Here is a 26,336-nt window from a genome sequence, read left to right as displayed (position 1 = left end):
GTTAGATCAGACCCTGAAGCCCGCTTTTGCCGCGGCCTCAATGTCGTTTTTGTAATATTCATCGTCAAAGGAACTGCGCATCACTCCGCTGTGAGCGACAGGTGCCAGTTTCAGTACCAGGTCATCCCATTTTTCACGCAACTTCGCCGGGCTTAGCACGTTTCTGCACCAGAACGGGTCGCTCTGGACTCGCTTGAACATGTCGCAAATCTGTCGGTGTGTGCGCCCGTCGATAGTGCGCATCAGCCGGATCTCGTTTGCCCATGCGTTCCAGTTTGGTTCTCTGGGGCGAGCAACTTCACCATCGGTTTCGGCTGCTTGTTCATACAGAGTTCGGATCCTGGAAAATATCCAGCTTGCACATTGATGATCTTCTGGTGTGCCCCATTTTTTCGCGGCCGGTATTTTTTTGGCTGAATCTTCGCCGTCTGGAGATTCGCCAGAATTTCCGGACGAAGAGATCTGTTTTAATGATGGATCTGTAGTTACTGACGGATCGTGTCCAGATTCTGAACCCTGAGAACCCTGTTTATTCGCGTTTTCTGAACGTTCGGGATTTGAACGTTCAGAATCTGAATGTTCAGAATCTGAATCATCAGGATTTGCTAAACCCTTGTTTAATGGGTGTCCAGATTTTGAACGTTCAGAATCTGAACTCTGAAAATATGCTGCCGCCGTGCGTAATTTTTCAGCATTCAGCGTGTATAAATTAGTGCCGCTGCGCTGGCCGTTTCGACGTTCGGTACGGGTTAACCATCCGTCTGCCTCAAGCTGGGTTATCGCAGTTATCACAGTGCTGCGCCCGGCCCCAAGCTGGCGGGCAATGGTGGCAACAGACGGCCAGCACACCCCCTCATCCGAGCTAAAATCGGCCAGGCGAGCCATAACCAGCAGTTTTATGCCCTTGACACCCTGTGCGGCACAACCGTCCCACACCCAGGAAGATAATTTCACGCTCACGACTTCACCTCAGTGAACTTAATTTCAAACTCTCGGCGCCCTGTTTCACTGACGCCGGCGTGCCCCTCCCGGCGATATGACACGCGGAGCTGGGATGCACGTAAAACAGTCACCATGCGCCCGCGTTCGTCGCGGTACCGCTTCCCTGGAATGATTTCACCGCGGCGATCCACTGGCTCCTGAGCGGGTCGGTTATTCATCGCGTTTTTCATGCGCTCTGCCAGTGCGCTCGCTAATTCCTGAGAAGTACGCATAGTTGCCTCCAGAACGTTATGCAGCCCGATGGCTGTTCATGATTTGAACCTTTACGCCCACCAGCTGCGCCAGCGCGTCTATCGCTTCCAGAGTTTCTCGCCTGATTACCGGTTGTGGTTTCCCGGTGAATACCGCGTTGGTAGCTTCAATACACTCTTTGTTCACTCTGGCGGCCCGGTAGAGCATGCAGTCCTTCTGCTCCAGCTCGTTATCAATCGCGGCGCGCACCGCATAGCTCAGCGCCTCTGCCTGCTTGAGATAATTCGGCGTATCGTTTCTGAAGGCGCGCTGAATAACCTGCTTGTTGTTGTGCAGTCGGCGCGCGTACTCGTCAGGATCCGTCACGTTATCCAGTGGCTGAAGCAGATCGCCAAAGTGATGCGGGGTTATCAGCTGCGTGACCGTCTTCCAGCCCTTTTCCTGCGCCCAGGACTCCAGCTCACATGCCAGTTTTTTGATTTCCATCAGTCAGTATTCTCCTGAGCTGTTGTGTTATTTTTTGGCTTGTAATCAGGCCAAATTTCAGCCCAATCGCTTGGCCGCATGTCAGAACGAGAAACCTTTCCATTGGTAAAGGTTTCGATAACGATGCATCGACTTGGCGAAATAGCAGCCCGCCCAGTTGCAAGTTGGGAGAGGTAAGATTTCGATATCCCAAGGTGTTGCTCCAGCGCCTTGCGGATCTTTGGCCCACCGGCTTTCAAAAATTCATTGAGTTGCATAATTGCTCCTGTGTGTTGAGCTGTAAGTTTATAAACTACTAAACATTAATGTCAAGTTTTTGCTTGTTTAGAAATTACTAATCAAAATGACTGCATGGACACAAAAGAAATCAGGCGCAAGCGCCTAGCGGCATGGTTTTCTAGCAGAACCTTGCCTGAGAAAGAGAAGAGCTACCTTTCACAGCTGATCAACGGCAAAGCGTCGTTCGGCGAGAGAGCAGCGCGCCGCATCGAAAGAGATTACGGCATGGCTCCTGGTTATCTTGATGAAGAGCCTAAGGGTGATGAGACACGATCTCCGCGACCATTTGACGCGCGCCATGAAGAATTGCTTGATCTGTTCGACAGCTTGGCTGAATGGGAAAAAGAGCAGCACATGGTAAACCTCAGAGCCCAAGTAAACTCAATAGACAATGAGCTCAAGGCAAGGCTGAAAGGTAAGTCCAAACAGGAAATCCTTCAGATCCTGAAAGACCTAGAGATAGACTAACCCCCCCAAAGGCCGCTTCTTGCGGTCTTTTTTTCCTCCTAATACAACCACATCCAAAAATTTACGCCTTTTTGTTTACTATTAGCTTTACATATTGGTTTATTTGTTTATAAACTTAGACCAACAAAACACGCAGTAATCAGTAAACGTTCCGCCTACCCGGCGATAAGGGTGATTAGCCAAGCAAAGCAGCAAACAGGGGTTCGAGATGGAAAAAGCATACGAAGAGTATTTCAACAGTCTGGCGGAGGGTGAAGAAGCGCTGAGCTTTTCCGAGTTCGTCCAGGCAGTTTCTTGAATGTGGCGTAAGCCAAAGACTTGAAGGCGGTTTTCTCAGGTTGCGCGCTAAAGCATAGCGGGGAGAACCTGGGGCGGAGAGCAAACCCCGCGATTCGGGACATAGTCGCCCGGGCATACCAACAAGCCGACTGGCAGCGTAACTGCCCTTTACATCTGCCCTGGCAAGGTGGCGCCGCCGAACCAGGGCAGATGAATCGTCCACAACATGTAAGCGCATTCCTCTTTTCACTGATGGGGATCGGTTTGTTAACTGGCGGAATGCGCTTCCAGTTGTGGGCAATCGCAACATGAGGCTGCGTGTAGTTTTGGTGGTATATGCGTTTCCCGTGGTCCATGCATATACCACCCTTTTTAAAGCTGGTTTCATAGTGGAGTGTTCATATATGGATAAGACACAATTAACACCGGAACAACAAATTGCCTGGGCACAGGGAAAACTCGTCACTTCAGTATTTCTTCGTGATGTTGCCGGATGCCATGCCGCCTGGAAAGTATTACGGAAATACAGAAATTTCGTTGTGCATCGCCAACCTCATCAGGAATGGCGAAATAATTTGAAAGTAATTTAATTTTACTAATCTAAAACCTATGCCTTAAACGGCAGGGATTTTCACACCCTGAACTCAGGAGTTTAAAGTGAAAGTAAGCATTACAACCGTTGAGCTGAATCTCGTTATCGTAAATAAAGAGATTGCTACCTTTAATATTAACGGTGCCATTTCAGGCGTAGTTCATTTGCCATCATCAGGCCCTGTAACAGTCGTGCTTGACGGTGGCTACGTGCTCGGTGAGTTTCATTGCCCTGTTTGCGCTGTTGAGCACATTAGCTTGCTGTCTGTGAACTTCGCAGAAGAGCAGAACGCTTGTGGCATGTCTTATTACGATCACAAACGCCAACAACTTAACTGATATGGATGACATCATTTGTCATTGCGCTGTTTGCTGCCACGAATATAAAAAATCGGAAATGCATGAAAGGAAAACAGACATATACCCCTTTAAGCGCACGATTTATTTATGTGAGCAATGCAATGAAAAAAGAGAAAGACGTAACGCGTTAAAAAATGTAAAGCGCGTTATTCGAAAACCATATCGCTAAACATCACCCTCCAAAAAATTTAGAGGTAATTATGTCTGTTGAATTAAAAGTTTTCGGCGGTGCTTATTTTCCAAAAGATAAAGCATTGAAAAAATACCCAGACTTAAAACCGCTTGCTACAGCAGTAAACTCGGCCACAAAAGCTATTGCTGAAGCTGTTATTTTCGGCAAGCTGGCGTCTGAACACCCTGAACATATTGATGATTATTTTAAGGTGAAAATCTGGGAGCACCGTGAGGATTTACCCTGCCCTGAGCTTGATGTGTTTAGCTCTGATTTTTTTGGTGATCACGTTGTCTGGAATACCAATAAAGGAGAACCAGCTGCTGCACCGCAACCAGAAACCGATACTATCGAAACAGGCCGTACCGCGGGCATGAAGATTGTACGCAACCTCGATCAGGACTCCCGCGCGGCATGCCTTGCCCTGTTCGGCGCAGTGGAGGAAATCACCGATTCGCAGTACGGCCAGGTTGTGGATTTAAATAATGATGACGATGGATGCTTCCAGCGTGAACTGGCCCAGGCCTTTGTGAAGGATCCGCGAGTGTTTGCCCTAAGCGGTGAGCGGCAGGAAGAATTACTGGCGTGGGTGCGCAAAACCATGAAGGTTTCAACGCAATGGCCTGATATCAAAAAAGGGATAACTAAGTGGATTGATACTCCGGCCGCCAAACGTGAGCCCGCATCCCCTGACATCCAGCCAGACACATCAGCCAACCTTGGCGGCAGTAACCCTACCGATCGCATCCCTGACCTGGTGCATAATCTCGCTACTCTCCGTCTGGAAACCGCGCTTGGTATTGTCTCGGTTGCTATGGATTTCGATATCTACGCCATACCATCCGAAATTATGCGCCGCGCCAAAGAAATCGAAAGTGCAGGAACAGACCCTCGCTTTTCTGCATGGTGGAATAAATTACGTGGCACGCCGGGAATTCTGGATTTCTCCCGCGCAGCCATTATCGCGCTGATTAAAACCGCTCCGGAAGACCTGTATCTTAGGCCGGTTGATCTGCGTGCTTACATTAACCGCAACCTCGTCGAATCTAACCACGCTAAACCGGATCAAAAAACTGTTGATATCGCATGCGGCAACATCAAGCAGGAGAAAAACAATGCTGAAACCAAACCGCCTGTACCTAGCGAAACTCAGCCACCAGCAGTTTGCCCTGCCAAAGCTGCGCAGCTCGACAAAGAAATCAACGAGGCATTCGCTCAGAGCCACGCACCAGAAGACCAAGCGAGTAACCAGCCACGGGTGGAGAACCTGGGCGGCGGCGTCTTCTCTGTCGATGCATTGTTAAACACAGCCCCCTCAAATGAGGGCGAAAAACAGGAAGTACCGCCTGCACTAAGTGATCGCGAGATTGAAATCGCTCATGCATTAAACGAGTTGATGTCCGGCCGCACAAACATCGTTGATAAGGATGATGTCGAATATCTCATCGCCACCACGGGTAAAGATATCGAGCACCTTTTCCCGTTGCTGATTGCAGATATCACCGCGACTGAATTTTGTCTGTCGCCTGATTTCAGTGATGAAGAAGTACAGGATGTTGCCACTACGATTCTTGAAAAGTGGTCAGACGATATCAGCGTTCGCCAGAAAATAGCGCTTGTTGCGATCGTGGAATACCGCCGTCCGGAACCACCAAAATCTGTCGTGCTCGATCCGCCGGCCATTACTGCAAAGCCGAAAACCGAACCCGAACCAGCACCTGATACAAACGCGCCGCTTTCGTCTGTTACCTACCTGCAACAGCTGACCATTGCAGCGCTGCAGGGCTTATGTTCCAACCCGGCATATTGCAATCAGTATGACGAATTACCGGCTATGGCCGCTGGGCTTGCCCTCAGCGTTGTCAGTCAGCAGGAGGTTGCAGAGTGAGTAAAGCAAAGGAAGTCATAGCCAATACCAGGTTTGCGGAATTCCCGGACACGCTGGTAACTCTGGAGCTGTGTCGCGCGTTTGCAGCCATAGAAAAACGCCGGATTGGTGAATCACTACGCGCATGCGCTCGCGTTCTGGCCGCTAAGGCACATGATCACCATCTTGTCAGCGTGCTGGAGGAAATGGGTCGAAGTCAGTTCCCGGAAGTCCAGATGACGAGAATACGTGACTGCATCAGGAGAATGGAATCAGCACTGAATAAGAACTTCAACACGTACGGGGAGGCTTTATGAGGCTGATAAACCGCTGCAAGGACGACCCAGAGGGGCGGCAGGCATGCGCGGTTGTGTTGAAGCGTCATCATGAGCTTTTCGGTGATCACGGAAAGCAGCATTTGCAAACGCTATACACCGTGCGGATCCGCGGGAGAAAAATCACGGTCGAGGTTGTTAACCGGCCCCGGAGCTATGTGGCCACGGTAATGACCCGGGCCCGACATCTGCAATGTCTCCCAGGGCTTGGCCGGTGATTTTTGGCAATCAATATACTATCTGCCGCTACGGTATCGTGGCGGCGTCATGGAGTTAAGCATGGCGCAAATCATTTTTGATGAAGAGTGGATGGTGGCGGGAAGGCTAACTGAGAAAACGGGTCTGGATGACAGGCAAATAAAAGCTTATCGCCTCGGAAGCTGGATTGAAGGGGTTCATTTTAAGCGAGTACCCGCGGTACCCGGCGGAGAAAGCAAACGCGCTTTGGTCTGGTACAACTTTCCGCTGATTAATAGATTTATTCAGGAAGCATGATGAACTTTCCAACCGGCGTTGAGCTTCATAACGGAAAAATCAGGATCACTTTTACCTATCGCGGCATTCGCTGCCGCGAAGTGCTCCGTGGCTGGGTGGTTAACAGCAGCAACATCAAGAAGGCAGGAAACCTTCGCGCCGTCATCGTGAGTGAGATCCAGTTCGGCCAGTTCGATTACGCTGCACGTTTCCCTGAATCAAAGGCGCTTAAAAAATTTTCGTCAACAAAGCGGATCACGACATTTAAAGAGCTAAGCGATTTTTTCATTGATACAAAGGCACTGGAGGTGTCGGGGGCTACGCTGCATTCACTCACATCTGCCGTTAACACACTGAAACGTGTTGTGGGAGAAAATACTCCCCTGGCTGATATTCAGCACGCCGATATTCTGAATTACCGCAAAGAGCTGCTGACCGGCAGCGTATTAAACCCTTCAATGCCTAACCTGGTTAAAAAGGGACGCGCGCCCTCAACAGTCAATAAACAGATGGCGGTTTTATCAGAAATGCTGAAGCTTGCGAATCGAAGTCAGTTTATATTACACGCTCCTTATGAGGGCGTATCCCGGCTCAAGCTATCTAAGGCAGACCCCGATCCGCTTCTACTTCATGAGTACCAGGCACTGATTGCCGCCCTTCCCCGAAAACTGGCTTTGATCATCATTGTAGCCGTCCACACGGGAATGAGGCCCGGCGAGATCTGTGCCCTGGCGTGGGAGGATATCGATCTGAGAAAAGGTGAAATTCACGTATCAAGAAGCCTGACGAACAAGCGGGTGTTTGTGCCGCCGAAAACAGATGCTGGTATACGAACGATCACCCTGCTTAAGCCTGCACATGATGCGCTGCTGGAGCAGTTCGACATCACAGGCAATAACCCAAGGCAGCAGATCATTTTCCATCACAGGGAAATCGGCAAAACAGAGCCACAAAATCTGCGTTTTGTGTTTTCTCCTGAAAAGAAATCGTCAGTGAATGAGAGCTTTTTTTCGAAAAACTCGATTTCGTATGGATGGAAACGGGGCACTAAACTTTCGGGAATACGTGAGAGAAATCCTTATCAGTCCCGACACACATACGCCTGCTGGACGCTTATGGCCGGTGCTAACCCTTCCTTTATCGCCAGCCAGATGGGTCATGAGGATGCGCGTATGGTGTACGAGGTGTATTCGAAGTGGATCGGAGATATGAACCAGGATCAGGTCAACATGTTGAACAATCAGATGCCGACAGCCTTGCCCCCAGGACGCCCCCAAGGTATTGGGAACATTAAAAAAGTCATTTAATTTCATGACGCTGGTTTCAAACTACATAATCAGCGTTAAACTATTCATACCAATTATTTAGGGAGAAGAGATGATGCGCGTACTGGTTGTTGAGGATAACGCATTGCTACGTCATCACCTGAAGGTTCAGCTTCAGGAGATGGGACATCAGGTGGACGATGCTGAAGATGCAAAAGAAGCCGATTATTATCTCAATGAACACCTGCCGGATATCGCCATTGTCGATTTAGGGTTGCCTGACGAAGACGGTCTGTCGTTAATTCGCCGCTGGCGCAGCCACGATGTCTCCCTGCCAGTTCTGGTGCTGACCGCCCGTGAAGGCTGGCAGGATAAGGTCGAAGTGCTCAGCGCGGGTGCGGATGACTACGTCACCAAGCCGTTTCATATTGAAGAGGTGGCGGCCCGCATGCAGGCACTGCTTCGTCGCAACAGCGGGCTGGCGTCTCAGGTTATCTCCATCCCGCCTTTCCAGGTCGACCTCTCCCGCCGGGAATTATCCATCAATGATGAAGTGATCAAGCTCACCGCCTTCGAATACACCATCATGGAGACGCTGATCCGTAACAACGGCAAGGTAGTGAGCAAAGACTCCTTGATGCTCCAGCTCTATCCTGATGCTGAACTGCGCGAGAGCCATACTATTGACGTGCTGATGGGACGTTTACGTAAGAAAATTCAGGCGCAATATCCGCAGGATGTGATTACTACCGTCCGTGGCCAGGGCTACCTGTTCGAATTACGCTAAATGAGACGGATCTTGCGCCATATTTTGCCCCTCTCGCTGCGGGTGCGCTTTTTACTGGCAACGGCAGCCGTCGTGCTGGTGCTGTCGCTCTCCTACGGCATGGTGGCCCTGGTGGGCTACAGCGTCAGCTTTGATAAAACCACCTTTCGCCTGCTGCGTGGCGAAAGCAACCTGTTTTATACCCTGGCGAAGTGGGAAAACAATAAAATCACCGTCGAAATGCCGGAAAACCTCAATCAGCAGAGTCCCACGCTGGCCCTGATTTATAACGAAAAGGGGAAGCTACTGTGGGCGCAGCGGGACATCCCGTGGCTGGTCAAAAGCATTCGTCCGGACTGGCTCAAAACCAACGGTTTTCATGAAATTGAAGCCGATCTCAACACCACCAGCTCGCTGATCCGTGAAGATCGCTCCCTGCAGCAAAAGCTGAACGAGATCCGCGCCGACAACGCCGAAACGGAGATGACGCACTCCGTCGCGATTAACCTCTACCCGGCGACGCTGAACATGCCGCAGCTGACCATCGTGGTGATCGACACCATCCCGGTCGAGCTGAAGCGCTCTTATATGGTCTGGAGCTGGTTCATCTACGTTCTGGCTGCGAATCTCCTGCTGGTGATCCCGCTGCTGTGGGTAGCGGCGTGGTGGAGCTTGCGCCCCATTGAATCACTGGCGAAAGAGGTTCGCGAGCTGGAAGAACATCATCGCGAGAAGCTGAACCCGGAAACCACGCGTGAGCTCACCAGCCTGGTGCGTAACCTCAACCGCCTGCTGAAAAGTGAACGCGAACGCTACGATAAATACCGTACCACCCTTACCGACCTGACCCACAGCCTGAAAACCCCGCTGGCCGTGATGCAAAGTACCCTGCGTTCAATGCGCAGTTCGAAGCTGAGCGTTGATGATGCCGAGCCGGTGATGCTGGAACAAATCAGCCGTATTTCCCAGCAAATTGGCTATTATCTGCATCGCGCCAGCATGCGTTCCGGCAGCGCGCTGCTGAGCCGCGAGCTGCATCCGGTAGCGCCGCTTCTGGATAACCTCACGTCCGCCCTCAACAAGGTGTATCAGCGTAAAGGGGTGAACATCAGCCTCGATATCTCGCCAGAGATAAGCTTTGTGGGTGAAAAAAATGACTTCATGGAAGTCATGGGTAACCTGCTGGATAACGCCTGCAAATACTGTCTGGAGTTCGTGGAAGTGTCTGCACGTCAGACGGAAACCGAGCTGCATATCATCGTTGAGGATGATGGCCCGGGGATCCCGCGCAATAAACGTGACGTGGTGTTCGATCGCGGTCAGCGCGCCGATACGCTACGTCCAGGCCAGGGCGTAGGATTAGCCGTCGCGCGCGAGATTGTCGATCAGTACGACGGAAAAATCGAAACCAGCGAAAGCCTGCTGGGCGGCGCCAGAATGGAGGTCATTTTTGGTCGCCAGCAGCCCACATCGAACGATAGTTAACCCGTTATGTGAAAAATGCGAGGATCTCGCAGCCGGGGGGCTGAGCTTCCGTTATAATCCGAGTCAGTAAGAGCCTGCGGAATAAAAAAATTATGGATTATCACTTAACACTTAACTGGCCCGAGTTTATTGAACGTTACTGGCAGAAACGCCCGGTGGTTCTGAAGCGCGGGTTCAGCAACTTTGTCGACCCCATCTCGCCTGACGAACTGGCCGGCCTGGCCATGGAAAACGAAGTCGACAGCCGTCTGGTCAGCCACCAGGACGGGAAATGGCAGGTTAGCCACGGTCCTTTCGAAAGCTACGATCACCTCGGTGAAAACAACTGGTCTCTGCTGGTGCAGGCGGTCAACCACTGGCACGAGCCAACGGCCGCCTTAATGCGTCCGTTCCGCGCCCTGCCCGACTGGCGCATGGACGATCTGATGATCTCCTTCTCCGTTCCTGGCGGTGGCGTCGGTCCGCATCTGGACCAGTACGACGTGTTTATTATTCAGGGTACGGGCCGCCGCCGCTGGCGCGTGGGCGAAAAAGTGCCAATGAAGCAGCACTGCCCACATCCGGACCTGCTTCAGGTTGACCCGTTTGAAGGGATTATCGACGAAGAGCTGGAGCCGGGTGACATTCTCTACATTCCGCCCGGATTCCCTCACGAGGGCTACTCGCTGGAAAACTCACTCAACTACTCCGTAGGATTCCGCGCGCCAAGCGGCCGCGAGATGATCAGCGGATTTGCCGACTACGTGCTGCAACGCGAGCTGGGCAGCTATCGTTACAGCGACCCTGATGTGCCTGCGCGCGAGCATCCGGCCGATATCCTGCCCGCAGAGCTGGATAAGCTGCGCGGCATGATGCTGGATCTGATTAACGAGCCGGAGCACTTCAAACAGTGGTTTGGCGAGTTTATCAGCCAGTCTCGTCACGAGCTGGACGTTGCGCCGCCGGAGCCGCCGTATCAGGCTGACGAGATTTATGATGCGCTCCAGCAGGGCGATAAGCTGGTACGTCTGGGCGGATTACGCGTGCTGCGCATTGGTGAGGACGTGTTCGTCAACGGCGAGAAGCTGGATTCACCGCACCGTCCGGCGCTGGAAGCTATTGCCAGCCATCTGGTGCTTGCTGCCGACACCTTTGGTGATGCGCTGGAAGACCCATCCTTCCTCGCGATGCTTGCCGCGCTGGTCAACAGCGGGTACTGGTTCTTTGAGGACTGAGTCGCTGTAATGCCCGGTGGCGCTTCGCCACCGGGCTTTTTCTTACCGCTTCGCGGTCAACTCCGCTATCCGCACTATCACCTTCACCGCTTTTTCCATTCCTTCCAGCGTCACAAACTCATGCTTCCCATGGTAGTTATAGCCACCGGTAAACAGGTTCGGGCACGGCAGCCCCATAAACGACAGCTGAGAACCGTCGGTGCCGCCGCGAATCGGCTTCAGCTGCGGTTCAATATCGCAGTCGCGCATCGCCTGCTGGGCGATATCGAGAATATGCGGATGCGCCATCACCTTCTCGCGCATGTTGTAATAGCTGTCTTCGATGATGAGTTCAATGTAGCAATCAGGGTGTAATCCTTTACCCACCTTCTTGGCGATCTCCATCATCTTACGCTTGCGCGCCTCAAAGGCTTTGCGGTCGAAATCGCGGATGATGTAGTGCATCTGCGCGCTGTCCACGGTGCCTTTGATGCTGGTCAGGTGATAGAAACCTTCATACCCCTCGGTCTGTTCGGGGCTCTCTTCCACCGGGACTTCCGCATGAATTCGCGATGCCAGCGACAGCGCGTTCACCATGACACCTTTCGCCGAACCGGGGTGAACGTTGTTGCCAACAATTTTGATCGTCACTGAGGCAGCGTTGAAGTTTTCATACTCCAGCTCACCGACGCCGCCGCCGTCAACGGTATAGGCCCACTGCGCGTTAAAGGCCTCCACGTCGAAGTGCTTCGCCCCCTTGCCGACCTCTTCGTCCGGCGTAAAGGCCACGCGGATATCCCCGTGTGGGATGTTTTTCTCTTTCAGTACCGCCAGCGCGGTCATGATCTCCGCAATACCCGCTTTATCATCCGCCCCCAGCAGCGTTTTGCCGTCGGTGGTGATCAGCGTCTGGCCCAGCAGCTGGTGCAGCACCGGGAACATGACGGGCGAGAGCACTTCGTCGCCAATGCCCAGCGCAATGTCGCCGCCGCGGTAGTTTTCCACAATCTGCGGGTTCACATGTTTACCGCTAAAATCCGGAGAGGTGTCGACATGGGAGATAAAGCCAATCGCCGGAATGTCACCCGGGACATTCGCCGGCAGCGTTCCCATCACAGTGCCTTTCTCGCTTAACGTGACGTTGACCAGCCCCATGGCGTCAAGCTGCTCTTTGAGCAGATTTAATAACTTCCACTGGCCTTCGGTGCTCGGCACCTGGCGAACACCCGGCTTAGATTGGGTATCCAGCGAAACGTACTGTAAAAAACGCTCAAGTAATTTATCCATGCAGTCACCCTCACTTTTTGTGACAACATTATCAATAAGCATCAAAACGCAAATATTGCGTCAGGTCACTTTTATCCCGCAAACGAGAATATTTTCCGTTTATATCGTTATGCGTTAGTAAATGTAGCTTATGAATCAGTGACAAGGATTGGCGATTGCAGGGGATTGCCGTAGAATGTCCGCCCTCATTACGAGTCACCAAGGTGGTTACACACAAACCCCGCTTCAGTCTGCTGCCTGAGGCGTCTATATGGGACAGCGCAAAAATTGAATACACAAACCCGTTCACCGCTGGTGAAACTGGAACGAATTCGTAAAAGTTTTGATGGCAAGGACGTCATTTCCGACCTCACTCTCACCATCAATGACGGTGAGTTTCTGACGCTGCTTGGCCCCTCCGGCTGCGGCAAAACAACCGTACTGCGCCTTATCGCCGGGCTGGAAAGCGTCGATAACGGCCATATCCATCTTGAGAACCAGGACATCACCCGGGTTCCCGCCGAAGACCGCCACGTCAACACTGTCTTTCAGAGCTATGCCCTCTTCCCGCACATGACCGTGTTTGAAAACGTGGCGTTTGGCCTGCGGATGCAAAAAACCCCGGCGAATGAAATCGAACCGCGCGTTACCGAAGCCCTGCGCATGGTGCAGCTTGAGACGTTTGCCCAGCGTAAACCCCATCAGCTTTCCGGCGGCCAGCAGCAGCGCGTGGCCATCGCCCGCGCCGTGGTCAACAAGCCGCGTCTGCTCCTGCTGGATGAATCCCTCTCGGCGCTGGATTACAAGCTGCGCAAGCAGATGCAGAACGAGCTCAAGGCCCTGCAGCGCAAGCTCGGCATTACCTTTGTCTTCGTCACCCACGATCAGGAAGAGGCCCTGACCATGTCCGACCGCATCGTGGTGATGCGTGACGGTAAAATCGAGCAGGACGGCACGCCGCGTGAAATCTACGAAGAGCCGAAGAATCTGTTTGTCGCCAGCTTCATTGGCGAGATCAATATCTTTGACGCCACGGTGATTGAGCGTCTGGACGACCAGCGCGTGCGCGCCAGCGTCGAAGGACGCGAATGCAATATCACGGTGAATTTCCCCGTCGAAAAGGGACAAAAGCTCAACGTTCTGCTGCGCCCGGAAGATCTGCGCGTCGATGAAATTCACGGCAATACCGAGGCCGAAGGGTTAATCGGCTATATCCGCGAGCGCAACTACAAAGGGATGACGCTGGAGTCTGTCGTCGAGCTGGAGAACGGCAAAATGGTGATGGTCAGCGAATTCTTTAACGAAGACGACCCTGACTTCGACCACTCTCTCGACCAGAAAATGGTTATCAACTGGGTAGAAAGCTGGGAGGTTGTGCTGGCTGATGAAGAACACAAGTAAATTCCAGAATGTGGTGATTGCCACGATCGTCGGTTGGCTTGTGTTGTTTGTCTTTTTACCCAACCTGATGATTATCGCCACTAGCTTCCTGACCCGTGACGACGCTAGCTTCGTTTCGCTGGTCTTTACGCTGGACAACTACGCGCGCCTGCTCGACCCGCTCTATTTTGACGTGCTGCTGCACTCGCTCAATATGGCGCTGATTGCCACGATTGCCTGCCTGGTACTGGGATATCCCTTCGCGTGGTTCCTCGCGGGCCTGCCGCAAAAGGTGCGCCCCCTGCTGCTGTTTTTACTGATTGTTCCCTTCTGGACGAACTCGCTCATCCGTATTTATGGTCTGAAGATTTTCCTCAGCACAAAGGGTTACCTGAATGAGTTTCTGCTGTGGCTGGGGGTGATCGATACGCCGATACGCATCATGTTTACCCCGAGCGCGGTGATTGTCGGCCTGGTCTATATCCTGCTGCCGTTTATGGTGATGCCGCTCTACTCCAGCATTGAGAAGCTGGATAAACCGCTGCTGGAAGCGGCAAAAGATCTGGGTGCCAACAGGCTGCAGACCTTTATCCGTATCATTATTCCGCTGACGATGCCCGGTATTATTGCGGGCTGTCTGTTGGTGATGCTCCCGGCGATGGGCTTGTTCTACGTTTCTGACCTGATGGGCGGGGCGAAAAACCTGCTGATCGGTAACGTGATCAAAAGTCAGTTCCTGAACATCCGCGACTGGCCGTTCGGGTCCGCCACCAGCATCACGCTGACGGTGGTAATGGGCCTGATGCTGCTGGTCTACTGGCGCGCCTCACGGCTGCTGAATAAGAAGGTGGAACTCGAATGATCGGTCGACTGCTTCGCGGCGGTTTTATGACCGCCATTTACGCTTACCTGTACATCCCGATCATAATTTTGATCGTGAACTCGTTTAACAGCTCGCGGTTCGGGATTAACTGGCAAGGGTTTACGACCAACTGGTACAGCCTGCTGATGAACAATGACAGCCTGCTGCAGGCCGCTCAGCACTCGCTGACGATGGCGATCTTCTCCGCCACCTTCGCGACGCTGATTGGCTCGCTCACCGCCGTAGCGCTGTACCGCTATCGCTTTCGCGGCAAACCGTTCGTCAGCGGCATGCTGTTTGTGGTGATGATGTCGCCGGACATCGTGATGGCGATTTCGCTGCTGGTGCTGTTTATGCTGCTGGGCGTTCAGCTTGGCTTCTGGTCGCTGCTGTTTTCCCATATCACCTTCTGCCTGCCGTTTGTGGTGGTGACCGTCTTCGCGCGTCTGAAAGGGTTCGACGTGCGCATGCTGGAAGCGGCGAAGGATCTGGGCGCCAGCGAGATGACTATCCTGCGCAAAATCATCCTGCCGCTGGCAATGCCTGCCGTGGCGGCCGGATGGCTGCTTAGCTTCACCCTGTCGATGGATGACGTGGTCGTGTCCTCCTTCGTCACCGGGCCGAGCTATGAAATTCTGCCGTTGAAGATCTATTCAATGGTGAAAGTCGGCGTCTCACCTGAGGTGAACGCGCTGGCGACCATTCTGCTGGTATTGTCGCTGGTTCTGGTGATCGCCAGCCAGGTTATTGCTCGTGATAAAACAAAATCTCAGGGGACAATGAAATGAAAAAAATGCTCGCCGCTGCGGCACTGGTGCTTGGCATGGGTGCCGCGCACGCTGATGACAGCAAAACGCTCTACTTCTACAACTGGACCGAATACGTGCCGCCGGGCCTGCTGGAACAGTTCACGAAGGAGACGGGCATCAAGGTGATCTACTCGACCTACGAGTCGAATGAAACCATGTACGCCAAGCTCAAAACCTACAAAGACGGCGCGTACGATCTGGTGGTTCCTTCCACCTACTTTGTCGACAAAATGCGCAAAGAGGGCATGATCCAGAAGATCGATAAAACAAAGCTAACTCATTTTTCAAACCTCGATCCGGAGATGCTCAACAAGCCGTTCGACCCGAATAACGACTACTCCATTCCGTATATCTGGGGGGCAACCGCGATTGGCGTTAACAGCGAGGCCGTCGATCCGAAAACGGTGACGAGCTGGGCCGACCTGTGGAAACCGGAGTACAAAGGCAGCCTGTTGTTAACCGACGACGCGCGTGAAGTGTTCCAGGTGGCGCTGCGCAAGCTGGGCTACTCGGGCAACACGACGGATCCAAAAGAGATTGAAGCGGCGTATACCGAGCTGAAAAAGCTGATGCCTAATGTGGCGGCGTTCAACTCTGATAACCCGGCTAACCCGTATATGGAAGGCGAAGTGAATCTGGGGATGGTGTGGAACGGCTCCGCGTATGTGGCCCGCCAGGCCGGTACGCCGCTTGAGGTGGTCTGGCCGAAAGAGGGCGGGATCTTCTGGATGGATAGTCTGTCGATTCCGGCCAACGCGAAAAACGTTGAAGGGGCGCTGAAGCTGATTAACTTCCTGCTGCGCCCGGACGTAGCGAAACAGGTTGCCGAGACAATTGGCTACCCGACACCAAACCTCGCGGCACGCAAGCTGCTGAAGCCTGAAGTGGCTAACGATAAATCGCTCTACCCGGATGCCGAAACCATCAGCAAAGGTGAATGGCAGAACGATGTCGGTGACGCCAGCCGCCTCTACGAAGAGTATTACCAGAAATTAAAAGCGGGCCGCTAACCGGTATCGCGTTCTTCCTCACGCCGCCTGCGCGGCGTGAGGGGGAATTAACTGACCGCATTCTCTCCTGCCCAGATCGTCGCCTTTCTCATCGCCTCCACCACCTCCTCATCCGACAGACCCAGCGCCTGACGAACCCGGGCCGCCTCGTCCCACTGCTGCTGTTCATAGTAACGGCAAAGGCTCACCATATCGGCTAGCCGTCCCTCCTGGTCGCACAGCGCGTTGCTCACGCTCTGCGGCACCGCAATTTGCTTCATTAACTCCGCCATCGGCAGCTCAAGGAGGGTATCGAGCAGAGAAAACAGGCCGCACATGAACGCATTTTCAGCCAGCGCCGGTTCTTTCATCGTCTCAGCTATCAGTTCACAGAACTTACCGCGCATCATACTCAACGGGTAAAGCTCGCTGACGGTATCATTGCCGGCACTGGCGAGGACCACGACGGCAACAAACCGCCTCAACTGGTTTTCCCCGAGGTATCTGAGCACCTCACTCAGGGTTAACTTGCTGAAATTACAGGCGCCCACATGCTTAAACGCCGTATGCTTCATGTAGCGCATGATTTTATAAGAGAGCGTGAGATCGGTTTTTATCAACGACTCGACGATCCGAAAATCAGGCTTATTGCGTCCGACCTCCATTTGCAGCCTAAAAATCGCCAGCTGATTTTGCGACAGCCGTTTATATTTGATGACCTCCGGACGGCAGAAAAAATAACCCTGAAACAGCGAGAATCCCTCCTCCTTGTATTGGTTGAATTCCTCTTTAGTCTCAATTTTTTCAGCAAGATATTTAATATGTCCGGTCAGGTGTTTACGCGCTTTCAGATAGGCTTTAATTTGCGCTAAGGTGTAATTTCTGACGTCGAATTTCAGGATTGAAATATAGGGTAAAAATGCATCCCATTCTGGTGCAAGGGTAAAATCATCAAGCGCAAACTGATAGCCATGCGCATTCATCTCCCTGACGGCCTGCAGCAGCTCGGCCCCTGGCACAGCATCTTCAAGGATCTCAATGACCACGCTCTCTTTATCCAGCGCTTCACCACTGCGGTCAATGACCATTCGCGACGGGAAATTAATAAACGACGTATGCGCCCCGGCGATGCGCTGGGACGGCACGCATAAAAACTGATCGGATATCATTCTGGACGTGGCATATTCCGCCGACACATCCGGAAAACGATTTGTCATCCCGTCTCTGAAGAGCAGCTCATAGGCCACCGTATTCATTTCAGGGTTAAAAATGGGTTGTCGCGCAATAAATCCGTACATATCCCATCCTCCTCTACCACTTTATATTTATTAGCATCCTCTTTCTACACGACGATAACGAGCATTATCGAGCACTATTTTGATTGAATGCACAAAATAAAAGCATCCACACTAATTAACGGGATTTACTATTCTGGAATTTAAATTAAATATCCCCGGCCCTCTACAGAAAGAAGGAAATATATCCGATAAGGAATATGTGCCTGCCCGACATGCACGACATTACGGGAGATGAGAATGAAAGACGCCATGGTCCGAAGATCTAAAATAAGAGTCAAGACGTTGATGCTATTGTCCATTTTCCTCACCGTGACGGTGGGCTTTACGGCAACGATCGGGTTTATGATGTGGCAGTGGATGGCGCAGCAGGAGGTGCTGGCCAAAAAACATATCCGCCAGATTGCCGAGGTGCAAGCTTTACAGGTCAGTAAACAGCTGGATTCTGCCCTGACTGCCGCCCGGGACATGGGCAACAGCGCGCTGGCGCTGCGCGAGGCGGGGGTATTCGATCGCCAGAGCCTGAACCAACTGCTCATCCACTATCTGTCGGCTCATCCCCAGTTTCTCTCTATGTCGATGGCCTTTGAGCCCAACGCGTTTGACGATAAAGATGCCGCCTTTGCCGGTCAGAGCGGTGAAGATCCTGCCGGACGCTACGCCCGCTACGTCGACCGCGACGCTACCGGCAAACCGGCCTTACACCTGCTGACGGACATCGAAACGCCCGGCAGCGGTGATTATTATCTGCTGCCGAAACAGCGGCATAAAGATGTGATCATCGAACCCTATATTTACCCCTACAACGGCGTGGACGTGATGCTCACCTCGATTGCCGCCCCCATCATGCGTGACGGTCAGTTTCTGGGCTCGATCACCTCTGACTTCTCGCTCGCCACGCTGCAATCGACGATCGGCGCGATTAAACCGTGGAACGGCACAGGCTACGCCCTGCTCCTCTCCGCGGGTAATAACGTGGTGTCCAGCCCGGACAAGCGCGCGGCAGGCAAGCCTTACGCCGGTCAGATTGCCGGTCATGACGTCACCCGGATAAACGATCCGCTGCTGAAGGAAGATGTGTTTATCACCTGGCAGGACATCGCCGTCGGTAATAGCCAGACGCCGTGGAAACTCGCCATTATCACCCCGGTCAGCGAAGTGATGGCCGAAGCGCGCGCATTTTTGCTGAAAGCCATCATCCTGATGGTGTTAAGCATCGTGGCGGTTAGCCTGGTGATGGCGCAGATCTTTACCCGCAAAGTTGACCGTCCGGTGGGGGGTGAACCTTCGGAAGCCGCCGGGATCGCCCTGGCCGTCGCCCGGGGGGAGCTGAACAACACCATCCCGGTGCGTTCCGGAGATACCCACAGCATTTTTTATGCCCTGCACACCATGCAGATGCAGCTCAAGCGCATCGTCGATAATATCAGCGAAGCCAGCCATTCCGTGCACGGCGGGACCAGCGAAATTTCGGCGGGCAACCTTGATCTCGCCTCGCGAACCGAAGAACAGGCGGCGGCGATTGTTGAAACGGCAGCCAGCATGGAAGAGATTTCGGTCACGGTGAAGAATAACGCCGACAACGCCCACAAGGCGACGGCGCTGACCGATCGCGCCGCGAGCCTCGCCGGGCATGGCGAAACGCTGGTGAACGACGTAGTCGTGGTGATTGGGGAGATTGACGAGAGCGCGCGTAAGATCGGTGAGATTAACAGCATCGTCGATGGCATCGCCTTCCAGACCAATATCCTGGCGCTAAATGCGGCCGTTGAAGCGGCGCGTGCCGGCGAACAGGGGCGCGGTTTCGCGGTAGTCGCAGGTGAAGTGCGCAATCTTGCCCAGCGAAGCGCTAACGCGGCCAAAGAAATTTCCCAGCTGATTGCCGAGTCCTCAGGCCGCGTCAGCAAAGGCGTTGAACTGGTCAATGAGACCGGCGTAATGATGAAACAGGTGATTGAGGCGGTGTCGCACGTGCATCTGGTCATCAACGACATTGTTCAGGCGCTGGACGAGCAGAACCGCGGGATTAGCCAGGTCAGCACTGCCGTTAACCAGATGGACAGCACCACCCAGCAGAACGCCTCTCTGGTTCAGCAGATCTCAGCGGCGGCGCTCTCGCTGGACGAGCAGGCTAAATCGCTGGAGAAGACGCTGGCGTTCTTTCATTCTTAAATAAAAAGGCACCCGTCCAGCGGGTGCCTTTTCACGCGATTCGCGTTACAGACCTTTCAGCAGCTTGTCGACAAATTCCGGAACAACCGTGCTGGCCAGACCGTAGTGTTTCTCTTCAAACTCGCTGCCCACCTGGCTTGGCTCAAGGTTGAGTTCAACCGTATGCGCACCGTGCAGTCGCGCTTCGTGGACAAACCCCGCCGCCGGATAAACGTGGCCGGATGTGCCGATGGCGATAAACACGTCGGCCATCGCCAGCGCGCTGTAGATCTCATCCATTCCCAGCGGCATTTCGCCGAACCAGACCACGTGCGGTCGCAGGCGCGACGGGAACTGACAGCAGTGACACTTATCCTCTGGCAGCACGTCTTCTTTCCAGTCAAGCACCTGACCGCTCCAGGCGCAGCGAACCTTGAGCAGCTCACCGTGCATATGGATGATGTTCTTGTTGCCGGCCCGCTCGTGCAGGTTGTCGATATTCTGCGTTACCAGCAGAAAACGATCGCCCAGCGCCTCTTCCAGCTTCGCCAGCGCCAGATGCGCCGCATTAGGCGCAACGTCAGGCTGCTGAAGCTGACGACGGCGGGCGTTGTAAAACGCCTGCACGAGATCCGGGTCGCGGGCAAAACCTTCCGGCGTGGCGACATCCTCCACGCGGTGCTCTTCCCACAGCCCGTCCGCCGCGCGGAAGGTTCGAATTCCTGACTCGGCGGAGATCCCCGCCCCGGTCAGCACCACCACTCTGGGTTTATCCATCGCTTCTGGCATTATTCTGTCTCTGAAAAAGATCCGCTGGCGCAGACGCTCACGCAAGCGGCGTTTGTTTTTGCGAAAACGGCTGAGTCGACCCTGGCGACGCGACAGCATAGTAACCTCGTAAACTAATCGGTGAGATGAAGGAATGCGGCTCCGCGCATGCCTCCTGCGTCCCCGTGTCGCGCGCGTTCAATACGCGGCACGCGGGCAACCGGCAATAAATGTCGGGGCAAACGCCCGGACAACCGTTCCGTAATCGCGGTAAAGTTTGAAAGCCCTCCCCCGATCACCAGCAGATCCGGGTCGACGATGGTGAGAATATTTCCCAGACACACCGCCAGCAGATCCAGATAGCGCTCGACGTGCTCACGCGCCTGCGCATCCCCTTGCTCCCACAGGGTAATGATTTGAGGGGCCTCAAGTTTCTGATGATAGAAGTGTTCGTAAAGCCATGCAAACCCGCGGCCGGAAAGGTAGTTCTCAATACAGCCGTGCTGGCCGCAGCCGCAGCGGGTTAGCGGAAAATCACGTCCCACCACCTCGAGGGCATCCACCGGCAGGCGAATATGACCAAACTCGCCGGTGATGTAGCTGCGGCCGGTGATGGGCTTACCGTTGATGACGATTCCGCCGCCGACGCCGGTACCGAGGATCAGCCCCATCACCAGCGGGTAGCGACGGAATTCATCATCCCAGGCTTCAGAGAGCGCAAAGCAGTTGGCATCATTGTCTAAACGCACGTCGCGTTCAAGGAGGGCAGAGAGATCGGCGCGCAGCGGTTTACCGCTGGCGGCAGGCACGTTGGCCGCGTAAAGCGTACCGTCGTCGGTTTCGGGCATGCCCGGAATACCGATGCCGACGCTGCCTTTCACGCCGAAACGTTCATCCGCCTGCGCCACCAGCGCGGCAATGGCGGTTAAAAAATCGTCGTAGCTTTCGCGCGGCGTGGGAACGCGGGTTTCCCACTGCAGTTTGAGGTCTTTATCAAACGCGCCGAGCGCAATCTTGGTGCCGCCAATATCAAATCCATAATACATAACGCATTCCTCTTTCGATCTGGCGACCCGAAAGCCGCTAGATCATGACGTAATTACTGGCCACTTAATACCCTCGCCGGATCAATTCGGCTTGCGCGACGCGCCGGATACCAGCTTGCCAGCAGACTCAGTAAAAGTGCTGTAAGCAGCACATAAAAAACGTCCAGCCAGTGCAGTTCAGACGGCAGGAAGTCAATAAAATAGATATCACCCGACAGGAACTGGTGACCAATAAGTTTTTCAATGCCGTTGATAATCGGCGTCAGCTGCAGGGAAACCACCACGCCAATCACCACGCCGCACAGGCTGCCGAACAGCCCCGCCAGCAAACCGTACCAGACGAAGATGGCGCGAATAAGACCGTCTTTCGCCCCCAGCGTACGCAGCACGGCGATGTCGCCGCTCTTGTCCTTGACCGCCATCACCAGCGTCGAGACGATATTAAAGCACGCCACACCAATCACCAGCACCATCGCCAGATACATGATGGCGCGGATCATCTGGATATCACGGTACATATACCCGTAAGTGCCGATCCAGCTTTTGATGTAGACATAGTTATTGGTCACGCTGCCCGCGTCGCGCACCAGTTTGTTGGCGTTAAAGACGTCGTTCACCTTAATCGCAATGCCCGTCACGCTGTCGCCCATGTCGAGATACTGGCGCGCATCCTCCATCGGCACCATCGCAAAGCTGTGGTCAAGCTGGCCGCTCAGCTGAAGAATACCGGTAACGCGCAGGCGCACGCGTTTTGGCTGCTGCAGTTTGTGATCGGCGCTGGCGTTGGGGATCATGATTGACACCCAGTCGCCCTGCTTCACCTTCAGGGCATCAGCAACGCCTTTACCCATGATGATCTGCTGCTCGCCCGCCCTGAAGTTGGCCCACGCGCCGTTCTGCACATAGTTCGGCAGCGCGCTGAGACGCGCTTCCTGCGCCGGGTTCACCCCTTTCACCTGAATGGCGCGCAGGTTTACCCCGCTCTCCACCAGCCCGGTAAAGTTAATGTAGGGTGCGGCCGCGGCGATGCCCGGCACTTTTTCAACTTTGGCGAGCGCATCGCTCCAGTTCGTCCATGGCTGGTTAACCGGCTCGATCTCACCGTGCGGCACCACCGCCAGAATGCGGTTATTCAGCTCGCGCTCAAAACCGTTCATCGCGCTTAAGCCGACAATCAGCACCGCCACACCCAGCGCAATACCGATGGTCGAGATGACGGAGATCAGCGACACCATGCCGCCGCGACGGCGGCCGCGGCTAAAACGTAAACCGATGAGTAACGATAACGGTGACGCCATTACTCTGCTCCCATCAGGGTCAGTTCCGCGTTCAGATGGCCGTCGCGCATCTCAAGCTGACGCCCCATGCGTTTTGCCAGCTGCAGATCGTGGGTCACCACCAGAAACGCGGTGCCCTGCGAGGCGTTCAGCTCGCCCAGAAGCTGGAAAATACTGTCCGCATTGCGGGCATCCAGGTTACCGGTAGGCTCATCCGCCAGCACCAGACGCGGGTTGTTGACCAGCGCACGGGCAATCGCCACGCGCTGACGCTCGCCGCCGGAAAGCTCAGAGGGACGATGGTTGCCGCGATGACCCAGCCCTACCGCTTTCAGCATGTCGCTGGCGCGAGCGTTAATTTCTGCCGGTTTCTTTTTGCCAATCAGCAGCGGCATCGCCACGTTTTCCAGCGCCGTGAAATCCGGCAGCAGGTGGTGAAACTGGTAGATAAAGCCCAGCTCGCGGTTGCGCAGCTCGGCCTTCGCCGCGGAGGACATTTTGCTCATCGGCTGGCCGGAGAAAATCACGTCGCCTTCGGTTGGGGTATCCAGCCCGCCCAGCAGATGCAGCAGCGTACTTTTGCCCGAGCCGGAACTGCCGACAATCGCCATCATCTCGCCTTCACCCACGCTAAAGCTCACATTGTGCAGCACGTCGGTTTGCACAGTGCCTTCCTGATAGCGTTTGGACAGGTTGTCGCATTGCAACAGGATCTTATTCATAACGTAAAGCCTCAGCGGGTTGAGTGGCGGCGGCGCGCCAGGAAGGATAAAGCGTAGAAAGCAGCGCAATGGCCATCGCGGCCAGCGCAATACCGACCACCTGCAGCGGCTCGATAGCCACCGGCAGCGCCGCGCCGTCAAGCAGCGCGCCGATGATCGGCATTAAGTTATTGAGCTGGCTGGCAAGCAATGCCCCCAGCACGGCGCCGAGCAGCGCGCCGATGATACCGGCGCTGGCCCCCTGCACCATAAACACCGCCATGATCTGGCGCGGCGTGAGCCCCTGGGTTTGCAGAATGGCAACTTCGCCCTGCTTCTCCATCACCATCAGGCCCAGCGAGGTAATAATGTTAAATGCGGCCACGGCCACGATCAGGCTCAGCAGCAGCCCCATCATGTTTTTTTCCATCCGCACGGCCTGGAACAATTCGCCTTTGCGCTCGCGCCAGTCCTGCCATTTGGTGCCGTCCGGCAGTTTTTGCTGGCTGAGGGTATCGACCTTCAGCGGTGCGTCGAGCCACAGGCGCCAGCCGGTGATATTCCCCGCCGGGTAGCGCATCAGGCGTGAAGCATCCTGAATGTTCACCAGCATCTGGTAGCCATCGACTTCGCTGTTGGCGGCAAAGGTACCAATCACGTTGAACAGGCGCTGGCTTGGCAGGCGCCCCATCGGCGTAAACTGGCTGGCAGAAGGCACCATCACGCGCAGCTGGTCGCCACGGTTGACGCCAAGCTGGCCGGCAAGCTGTTCACCCAGAATCACATTGTATTTTCCGGCTTCCAGATCGGTCTGCTTCACGTTAACCAGATATGGTGTCAGCGGATCGTTTTGCGCCGGGTCGATACCCAGCATCACGCCGACCGCCACGCTGCGGGCGCTTTGCAGCACCACGTCACCGGTGGTCAACGGCGCAACGCGCGTGACGCCCTGTAACTTCGCCGCGCTTTCCGGCAACTGCTGTGGGTTAACCGAACCGTTAGTCGATGAGAGAACGGCCTGCGGCATCAGCCCCAGGATGTTGTTTTGCAGCTCGCGCTCAAAGCCATTCATGACGGAAAGCACCGTCACCAGTGCCATCACGCCAAGCGTAATGCCAATAGTCGAAAGCCAGGAGACAAAGCGACCGAAGCGGTCCGCGGCGCGCCCACGCATGTAGCGTAAGCCTATGAAGAGTGCGACAGGTTGATACATGAAATCCGTCTGTTTGCTGATAGCAGACCCACGAGTATATAAGCGAATCCGTTAAGCGTAAATGACTGAAACAGTAAGCTTTGGTAATCATTTTTCCGAAAAATTCAGATAAATCAGGGTGCTATTGTCTGAATACTCACCTCGCGACCTCCACCTTTTCCGAAAAACCTCCTGATACAGACTGTTACCCATTACATCCTGGTGTCGTTTTACAACAATTGCTCGTTCGTTTATGGCAATAAGGTAGTGGCGAACAATGAAGCAAAAAGCATTATGGATTAACCAGATAAAAGGGCTGTGTATCTGCCTGGTGGTTATCTATCATTCGGTTATCACGTTTTATCCGCATCTGATCGGGCTGCAACACCCGCTCTCCGGCCTTCTCGCCAAATGCTGGGTCTATTTTAACCTTTATCTCGCACCGTTTCGTATGCCGGTCTTCTTCTTTATCTCCGGCTACCTGATCCTTCGTTATATCGACGAGGTGGACTGGCGAACCAGTCTCGACAAACGGATCTGGAGCATTGTCTGGGTGCTGGCGCTGTGGGGCGTCCTGCAATGGCAGGCGCTGACCCACCTGAACGCCTGGCTGGCGCCCGAGCGTGAGCTTGCCACCTCGTCGAACGCGGCCTACGCCGACTCGTTCTCAGGATTTATGCAAGGCATGCTCACCGCCAGCACCAGCCTGTGGTATCTGTATGCTCTGGTGGTCTACTTCACGCTGTGTAAACTGCTGAGCCGCTGGAAGCTGCCGGTACTGGGGCTGCTGGCGCTGGCAAGCATCGCGATCAACTTCATGCCGCTGCCGTGGTGGGGAATGAACAGCGTGGTACGCAACATGATCTACTACAGCCTCGGGGCGTGGTATGGCGCAGCGCTGATGGCGTGGATGAAAAGCGTCAACCTGCGCCGCATCTGGCTGGCAACCGGCGCTTTCGCCGCCGTCTCCGTGGTGCTGTGGTTTGCTAACGTTCCGCTGCTGCTCTCATTGCTGTCGATTGTGTTGATCATGAAGCTGTTCTATAGCCTTGAGCAGCGCTATGCCGTTCACCCGAACAATCTGCTGAACGTGATTGGCTCAAACACCATTGCGATTTATACCACCCACCGCATCCTGATTGAGGCCTTTAGCCTGTTCCTGATCGGCGAGATGAATGCCGCTTACTGGCCGGTCTGGGCCGAGCTATCCCTAATTTTTGTCTATCCGTTTGCCAGCCTGCTGATCTGTACCCTTGCCGGACTCGGGGTGCGTAAGATCTCCACCGCGCTGTTTGGCGACATTTTCTTCTATCCTCCCGCTACGCTGACCCTGTCACCTTCGACCCGTTAATGCCCTCACCGCCCCCCTTCCGGGGGCGTATAATC

General features: G+C 54.2%; 28 protein-coding genes. 17 read left to right on the top strand and 11 right to left on the bottom strand.

The window, feature by feature from the left end:
- Positions 1-6 precede the first annotated feature (6 nt).
- The 4 genes from ACMGG5_RS15025 to ACMGG5_RS15010 are packed head-to-tail and all read right to left on the bottom strand — an operon-like array spanning position 7 to position 1,937.
- Positions 7-960, bottom strand: a complete 954-nt coding sequence (locus tag ACMGG5_RS15025) for a helix-turn-helix domain-containing protein (protein WP_420278084.1) — start codon at positions 958-960, stop codon at positions 7-9.
- Positions 957-1,214 (bottom strand): DUF4222 domain-containing protein, encoded by a 258-nt coding sequence (locus tag ACMGG5_RS15020; RefSeq protein WP_420278083.1) that lies wholly within the window; start codon positions 1,212-1,214, stop codon positions 957-959. Before ACMGG5_RS15020 ends, ACMGG5_RS15025 begins: the two co-directional genes overlap by 4 nt.
- Before the next feature lie 16 nt (positions 1,215-1,230).
- On the bottom strand, positions 1,231-1,680 hold the full coding sequence (locus tag ACMGG5_RS15015; RefSeq protein ID WP_420278081.1) for a hypothetical protein: 450 nt from the start codon (positions 1,678-1,680) through the stop codon (positions 1,231-1,233).
- Positions 1,680-1,937 carry a transcriptional regulator gene (locus ACMGG5_RS15010; RefSeq protein WP_420278080.1) on the bottom strand — a complete coding sequence of 86 codons (258 nt, stop codon included), beginning with the start codon at positions 1,935-1,937 and terminating at the stop codon, positions 1,680-1,682. Before ACMGG5_RS15010 ends, ACMGG5_RS15015 begins: the two co-directional genes overlap by 1 nt.
- Before the next feature lie 94 nt (positions 1,938-2,031).
- Here ACMGG5_RS15010 and ACMGG5_RS15005 point away from each other — a divergent pair, with 94 nt between their 5' ends.
- From ACMGG5_RS15005 to ACMGG5_RS14955, 11 genes are all read left to right on the top strand, one after another.
- A complete protein-coding gene (locus ACMGG5_RS15005; RefSeq protein WP_039261945.1) occupies positions 2,032-2,427 on the top strand; it encodes a hypothetical protein in 396 nt (131 codons plus the stop codon).
- Between the two features lie 683 nt (positions 2,428-3,110).
- Positions 3,111-3,296, top strand: coding sequence for a hypothetical protein (locus ACMGG5_RS15000; protein WP_142977694.1), 186 nt, complete (start codon positions 3,111-3,113; stop codon positions 3,294-3,296).
- 67 nt (positions 3,297-3,363) lie between these two features.
- Positions 3,364-3,636: a hypothetical protein gene (locus tag ACMGG5_RS14995; protein WP_420278078.1), complete on the top strand. Its 273-nt coding sequence runs from the start codon at positions 3,364-3,366 to the stop codon at positions 3,634-3,636.
- Positions 3,637-3,857: 221 nt separating this feature from the next.
- Positions 3,858-5,717, top strand: coding sequence for an exodeoxyribonuclease VIII (locus ACMGG5_RS14990; protein WP_420278077.1), 1,860 nt, complete (start codon positions 3,858-3,860; stop codon positions 5,715-5,717).
- Entirely contained in the window at positions 5,714-6,013 is a 300-nt protein-coding gene (locus ACMGG5_RS14985) for a hypothetical protein (RefSeq protein ID WP_047747796.1), read from the top strand. The genes ACMGG5_RS14990 and ACMGG5_RS14985 overlap by 4 nt, the downstream gene beginning before the upstream one ends.
- Positions 6,010-6,249 carry a DUF4060 family protein gene (locus tag ACMGG5_RS14980; RefSeq protein WP_420278075.1) on the top strand — a complete coding sequence of 80 codons (240 nt, stop codon included), beginning with the start codon at positions 6,010-6,012 and terminating at the stop codon, positions 6,247-6,249. The genes ACMGG5_RS14985 and ACMGG5_RS14980 overlap by 4 nt, the downstream gene beginning before the upstream one ends.
- A gap of 61 nt (positions 6,250-6,310) precedes the next feature.
- On the top strand, positions 6,311-6,526 hold the full coding sequence (gene xisR / locus ACMGG5_RS14975) for an excisionase family protein (RefSeq protein ID WP_023343778.1): 216 nt from the start codon (positions 6,311-6,313) through the stop codon (positions 6,524-6,526).
- Positions 6,526-7,812 (top strand): Arm DNA-binding domain-containing protein, encoded by a 1,287-nt coding sequence (locus tag ACMGG5_RS14970; RefSeq protein WP_420278622.1) that lies wholly within the window; start codon positions 6,526-6,528, stop codon positions 7,810-7,812. The genes xisR and ACMGG5_RS14970 overlap by 1 nt, the downstream gene beginning before the upstream one ends.
- 73 nt (positions 7,813-7,885) lie before the next feature.
- Positions 7,886-8,557, top strand: coding sequence for a two-component system response regulator PhoP (phoP, locus tag ACMGG5_RS14965; RefSeq protein ID WP_024908594.1), 672 nt, complete (start codon positions 7,886-7,888; stop codon positions 8,555-8,557).
- Positions 8,558-10,021: a two-component system sensor histidine kinase PhoQ gene (gene phoQ / locus ACMGG5_RS14960; protein WP_024908595.1), complete on the top strand. Its 1,464-nt coding sequence runs from the start codon at positions 8,558-8,560 to the stop codon at positions 10,019-10,021.
- Between the two features lie 92 nt (positions 10,022-10,113).
- Entirely contained in the window at positions 10,114-11,235 is a 1,122-nt protein-coding gene (locus ACMGG5_RS14955; RefSeq protein WP_420278073.1) for a JmjC domain-containing protein, read from the top strand.
- Between the two features lie 42 nt (positions 11,236-11,277).
- Here ACMGG5_RS14955 and pepT read toward each other — a convergent pair whose 3' ends face one another.
- Positions 11,278-12,501, bottom strand: coding sequence for a peptidase T (pepT, locus tag ACMGG5_RS14950; RefSeq protein WP_420278072.1), 1,224 nt, complete (start codon positions 12,499-12,501; stop codon positions 11,278-11,280).
- Positions 12,502-12,738: 237 nt separating this feature from the next.
- On the opposite strand from pepT, the gene potA reads away from it, so the two are divergent.
- The 4 genes from potA to potD are packed head-to-tail and all read left to right on the top strand — an operon-like array spanning position 12,739 to position 16,541.
- Positions 12,739-13,881, top strand: coding sequence for a spermidine/putrescine ABC transporter ATP-binding protein PotA (gene potA, locus ACMGG5_RS14945; RefSeq protein ID WP_208763907.1), 1,143 nt, complete (start codon positions 12,739-12,741; stop codon positions 13,879-13,881).
- Entirely contained in the window at positions 13,865-14,722 is an 858-nt protein-coding gene (potB, locus tag ACMGG5_RS14940) for a spermidine/putrescine ABC transporter permease PotB (protein ID WP_032650877.1), read from the top strand. Before potA ends, potB begins: the two co-directional genes overlap by 17 nt.
- Positions 14,719-15,510 carry a spermidine/putrescine ABC transporter permease PotC gene (potC, locus tag ACMGG5_RS14935; RefSeq protein ID WP_407821008.1) on the top strand — a complete coding sequence of 264 codons (792 nt, stop codon included), beginning with the start codon at positions 14,719-14,721 and terminating at the stop codon, positions 15,508-15,510. Before potB ends, potC begins: the two co-directional genes overlap by 4 nt.
- Complete coding sequence (potD, locus tag ACMGG5_RS14930) at positions 15,507-16,541, top strand: spermidine/putrescine ABC transporter substrate-binding protein PotD (protein ID WP_024908601.1); 1,035 nt, start codon at positions 15,507-15,509, stop codon at positions 16,539-16,541. Before potC ends, potD begins: the two co-directional genes overlap by 4 nt.
- Positions 16,542-16,588: 47 nt before the next feature.
- Here the strand turns inward: potD and ACMGG5_RS14925 are convergent, their stop codons facing one another.
- The gene (locus tag ACMGG5_RS14925; protein WP_048989594.1) at positions 16,589-17,818 is read right to left on the bottom strand and encodes an EAL and HDOD domain-containing protein; all 1,230 of its coding nucleotides are present in this window, start codon (positions 17,816-17,818) and stop codon (positions 16,589-16,591) included.
- 237 nt (positions 17,819-18,055) lie between these two features.
- On the opposite strand from ACMGG5_RS14925, the gene ACMGG5_RS14920 reads away from it, so the two are divergent.
- Complete coding sequence (locus tag ACMGG5_RS14920) at positions 18,056-19,987, top strand: methyl-accepting chemotaxis protein (protein WP_420278071.1); 1,932 nt, start codon at positions 18,056-18,058, stop codon at positions 19,985-19,987.
- Positions 19,988-20,032: 45 nt separating this feature from the next.
- Here the strand turns inward: ACMGG5_RS14920 and cobB are convergent, their stop codons facing one another.
- The 5 genes from cobB to lolC are packed head-to-tail and all read right to left on the bottom strand — an operon-like array spanning position 20,033 to position 24,971.
- A complete protein-coding gene (gene cobB / locus ACMGG5_RS14915) occupies positions 20,033-20,854 on the bottom strand; it encodes a Sir2 family NAD+-dependent deacetylase (RefSeq protein WP_032650873.1) in 822 nt (273 codons plus the stop codon).
- A 14-nt stretch (positions 20,855-20,868) separates the two neighbouring features.
- Positions 20,869-21,780 (bottom strand): N-acetylglucosamine kinase, encoded by a 912-nt coding sequence (gene nagK, locus ACMGG5_RS14910; protein ID WP_420278069.1) that lies wholly within the window; start codon positions 21,778-21,780, stop codon positions 20,869-20,871.
- 53 nt (positions 21,781-21,833) lie between these two features.
- Positions 21,834-23,078, bottom strand: coding sequence for a lipoprotein-releasing ABC transporter permease subunit LolE (lolE, locus tag ACMGG5_RS14905; RefSeq protein ID WP_420278067.1), 1,245 nt, complete (start codon positions 23,076-23,078; stop codon positions 21,834-21,836).
- Complete coding sequence (gene lolD / locus ACMGG5_RS14900) at positions 23,078-23,779, bottom strand: lipoprotein-releasing ABC transporter ATP-binding protein LolD (protein WP_010429765.1); 702 nt, start codon at positions 23,777-23,779, stop codon at positions 23,078-23,080. The genes lolE and lolD overlap by 1 nt, the downstream gene beginning before the upstream one ends.
- Positions 23,772-24,971: a lipoprotein-releasing ABC transporter permease subunit LolC gene (gene lolC / locus ACMGG5_RS14895; protein WP_024908607.1), complete on the bottom strand. Its 1,200-nt coding sequence runs from the start codon at positions 24,969-24,971 to the stop codon at positions 23,772-23,774. Before lolC ends, lolD begins: the two co-directional genes overlap by 8 nt.
- 256 nt (positions 24,972-25,227) lie before the next feature.
- Here lolC and ACMGG5_RS14890 point away from each other — a divergent pair, with 256 nt between their 5' ends.
- Positions 25,228-26,301, top strand: a complete 1,074-nt coding sequence (locus ACMGG5_RS14890; protein WP_420278065.1) for an acyltransferase family protein — start codon at positions 25,228-25,230, stop codon at positions 26,299-26,301.
- The last annotated feature ends 35 nt before the right edge of the window (positions 26,302-26,336 follow it).

Source organism: Enterobacter sp. BNK-34 (genome assembly GCF_048684445.1).
GTDB lineage: Bacteria > Pseudomonadota > Gammaproteobacteria > Enterobacterales > Enterobacteriaceae > Enterobacter > Enterobacter pseudoroggenkampii.
This window is presented reverse-complemented; position numbering and strand designations above follow the sequence as displayed.

What these genes read in the sequence shown, in the direction of transcription:
- ACMGG5_RS14955 (WP_420278073.1), top strand. Translation starts at nt 10,114, where the DNA reads ATGGATTATCACTTAACACTTAACTGGCCCGAGTTTATTGAACGTTAC.
- ACMGG5_RS15010 (WP_420278080.1), bottom strand. Translation starts at nt 1,937, where the DNA reads ATGCAACTCAATGAATTTTTGAAAGCCGGTGGGCCAAAGATCCGCAAG.
- xisR (WP_023343778.1), top strand. Translation starts at nt 6,311, where the DNA reads ATGGCGCAAATCATTTTTGATGAAGAGTGGATGGTGGCGGGAAGGCTA.
- potD (WP_024908601.1), top strand. Translation starts at nt 15,507, where the DNA reads ATGAAAAAAATGCTCGCCGCTGCGGCACTGGTGCTTGGCATGGGTGCC.
- ACMGG5_RS15015 (WP_420278081.1), bottom strand. Translation starts at nt 1,680, where the DNA reads ATGGAAATCAAAAAACTGGCATGTGAGCTGGAGTCCTGGGCGCAGGAA.
- ACMGG5_RS14890 (WP_420278065.1), top strand. Translation starts at nt 25,228, where the DNA reads ATGAAGCAAAAAGCATTATGGATTAACCAGATAAAAGGGCTGTGTATC.
- phoQ (WP_024908595.1), top strand. Translation starts at nt 8,558, where the DNA reads ATGAGACGGATCTTGCGCCATATTTTGCCCCTCTCGCTGCGGGTGCGC.
- potB (WP_032650877.1), top strand. Translation starts at nt 13,865, where the DNA reads ATGAAGAACACAAGTAAATTCCAGAATGTGGTGATTGCCACGATCGTC.
- potC (WP_407821008.1), top strand. Translation starts at nt 14,719, where the DNA reads ATGATCGGTCGACTGCTTCGCGGCGGTTTTATGACCGCCATTTACGCT.
- lolD (WP_010429765.1), bottom strand. Translation starts at nt 23,779, where the DNA reads ATGAATAAGATCCTGTTGCAATGCGACAACCTGTCCAAACGCTATCAG.
- ACMGG5_RS15005 (WP_039261945.1), top strand. Translation starts at nt 2,032, where the DNA reads ATGGACACAAAAGAAATCAGGCGCAAGCGCCTAGCGGCATGGTTTTCT.
- ACMGG5_RS14990 (WP_420278077.1), top strand. Translation starts at nt 3,858, where the DNA reads ATGTCTGTTGAATTAAAAGTTTTCGGCGGTGCTTATTTTCCAAAAGAT.
- nagK (WP_420278069.1), bottom strand. Translation starts at nt 21,780, where the DNA reads ATGTATTATGGATTTGATATTGGCGGCACCAAGATTGCGCTCGGCGCG.
- lolC (WP_024908607.1), bottom strand. Translation starts at nt 24,971, where the DNA reads ATGTATCAACCTGTCGCACTCTTCATAGGCTTACGCTACATGCGTGGG.
- ACMGG5_RS14925 (WP_048989594.1), bottom strand. Translation starts at nt 17,818, where the DNA reads ATGTACGGATTTATTGCGCGACAACCCATTTTTAACCCTGAAATGAAT.
- lolE (WP_420278067.1), bottom strand. Translation starts at nt 23,078, where the DNA reads ATGGCGTCACCGTTATCGTTACTCATCGGTTTACGTTTTAGCCGCGGC.
- ACMGG5_RS15020 (WP_420278083.1), bottom strand. Translation starts at nt 1,214, where the DNA reads ATGCGTACTTCTCAGGAATTAGCGAGCGCACTGGCAGAGCGCATGAAA.
- pepT (WP_420278072.1), bottom strand. Translation starts at nt 12,501, where the DNA reads ATGGATAAATTACTTGAGCGTTTTTTACAGTACGTTTCGCTGGATACC.
- ACMGG5_RS14920 (WP_420278071.1), top strand. Translation starts at nt 18,056, where the DNA reads ATGAAAGACGCCATGGTCCGAAGATCTAAAATAAGAGTCAAGACGTTG.
- ACMGG5_RS14970 (WP_420278622.1), top strand. Translation starts at nt 6,526, where the DNA reads ATGAACTTTCCAACCGGCGTTGAGCTTCATAACGGAAAAATCAGGATC.
- phoP (WP_024908594.1), top strand. Translation starts at nt 7,886, where the DNA reads ATGCGCGTACTGGTTGTTGAGGATAACGCATTGCTACGTCATCACCTG.
- cobB (WP_032650873.1), bottom strand. Translation starts at nt 20,854, where the DNA reads ATGCTGTCGCGTCGCCAGGGTCGACTCAGCCGTTTTCGCAAAAACAAA.
- ACMGG5_RS14980 (WP_420278075.1), top strand. Translation starts at nt 6,010, where the DNA reads ATGAGGCTGATAAACCGCTGCAAGGACGACCCAGAGGGGCGGCAGGCA.
- ACMGG5_RS15000 (WP_142977694.1), top strand. Translation starts at nt 3,111, where the DNA reads ATGGATAAGACACAATTAACACCGGAACAACAAATTGCCTGGGCACAG.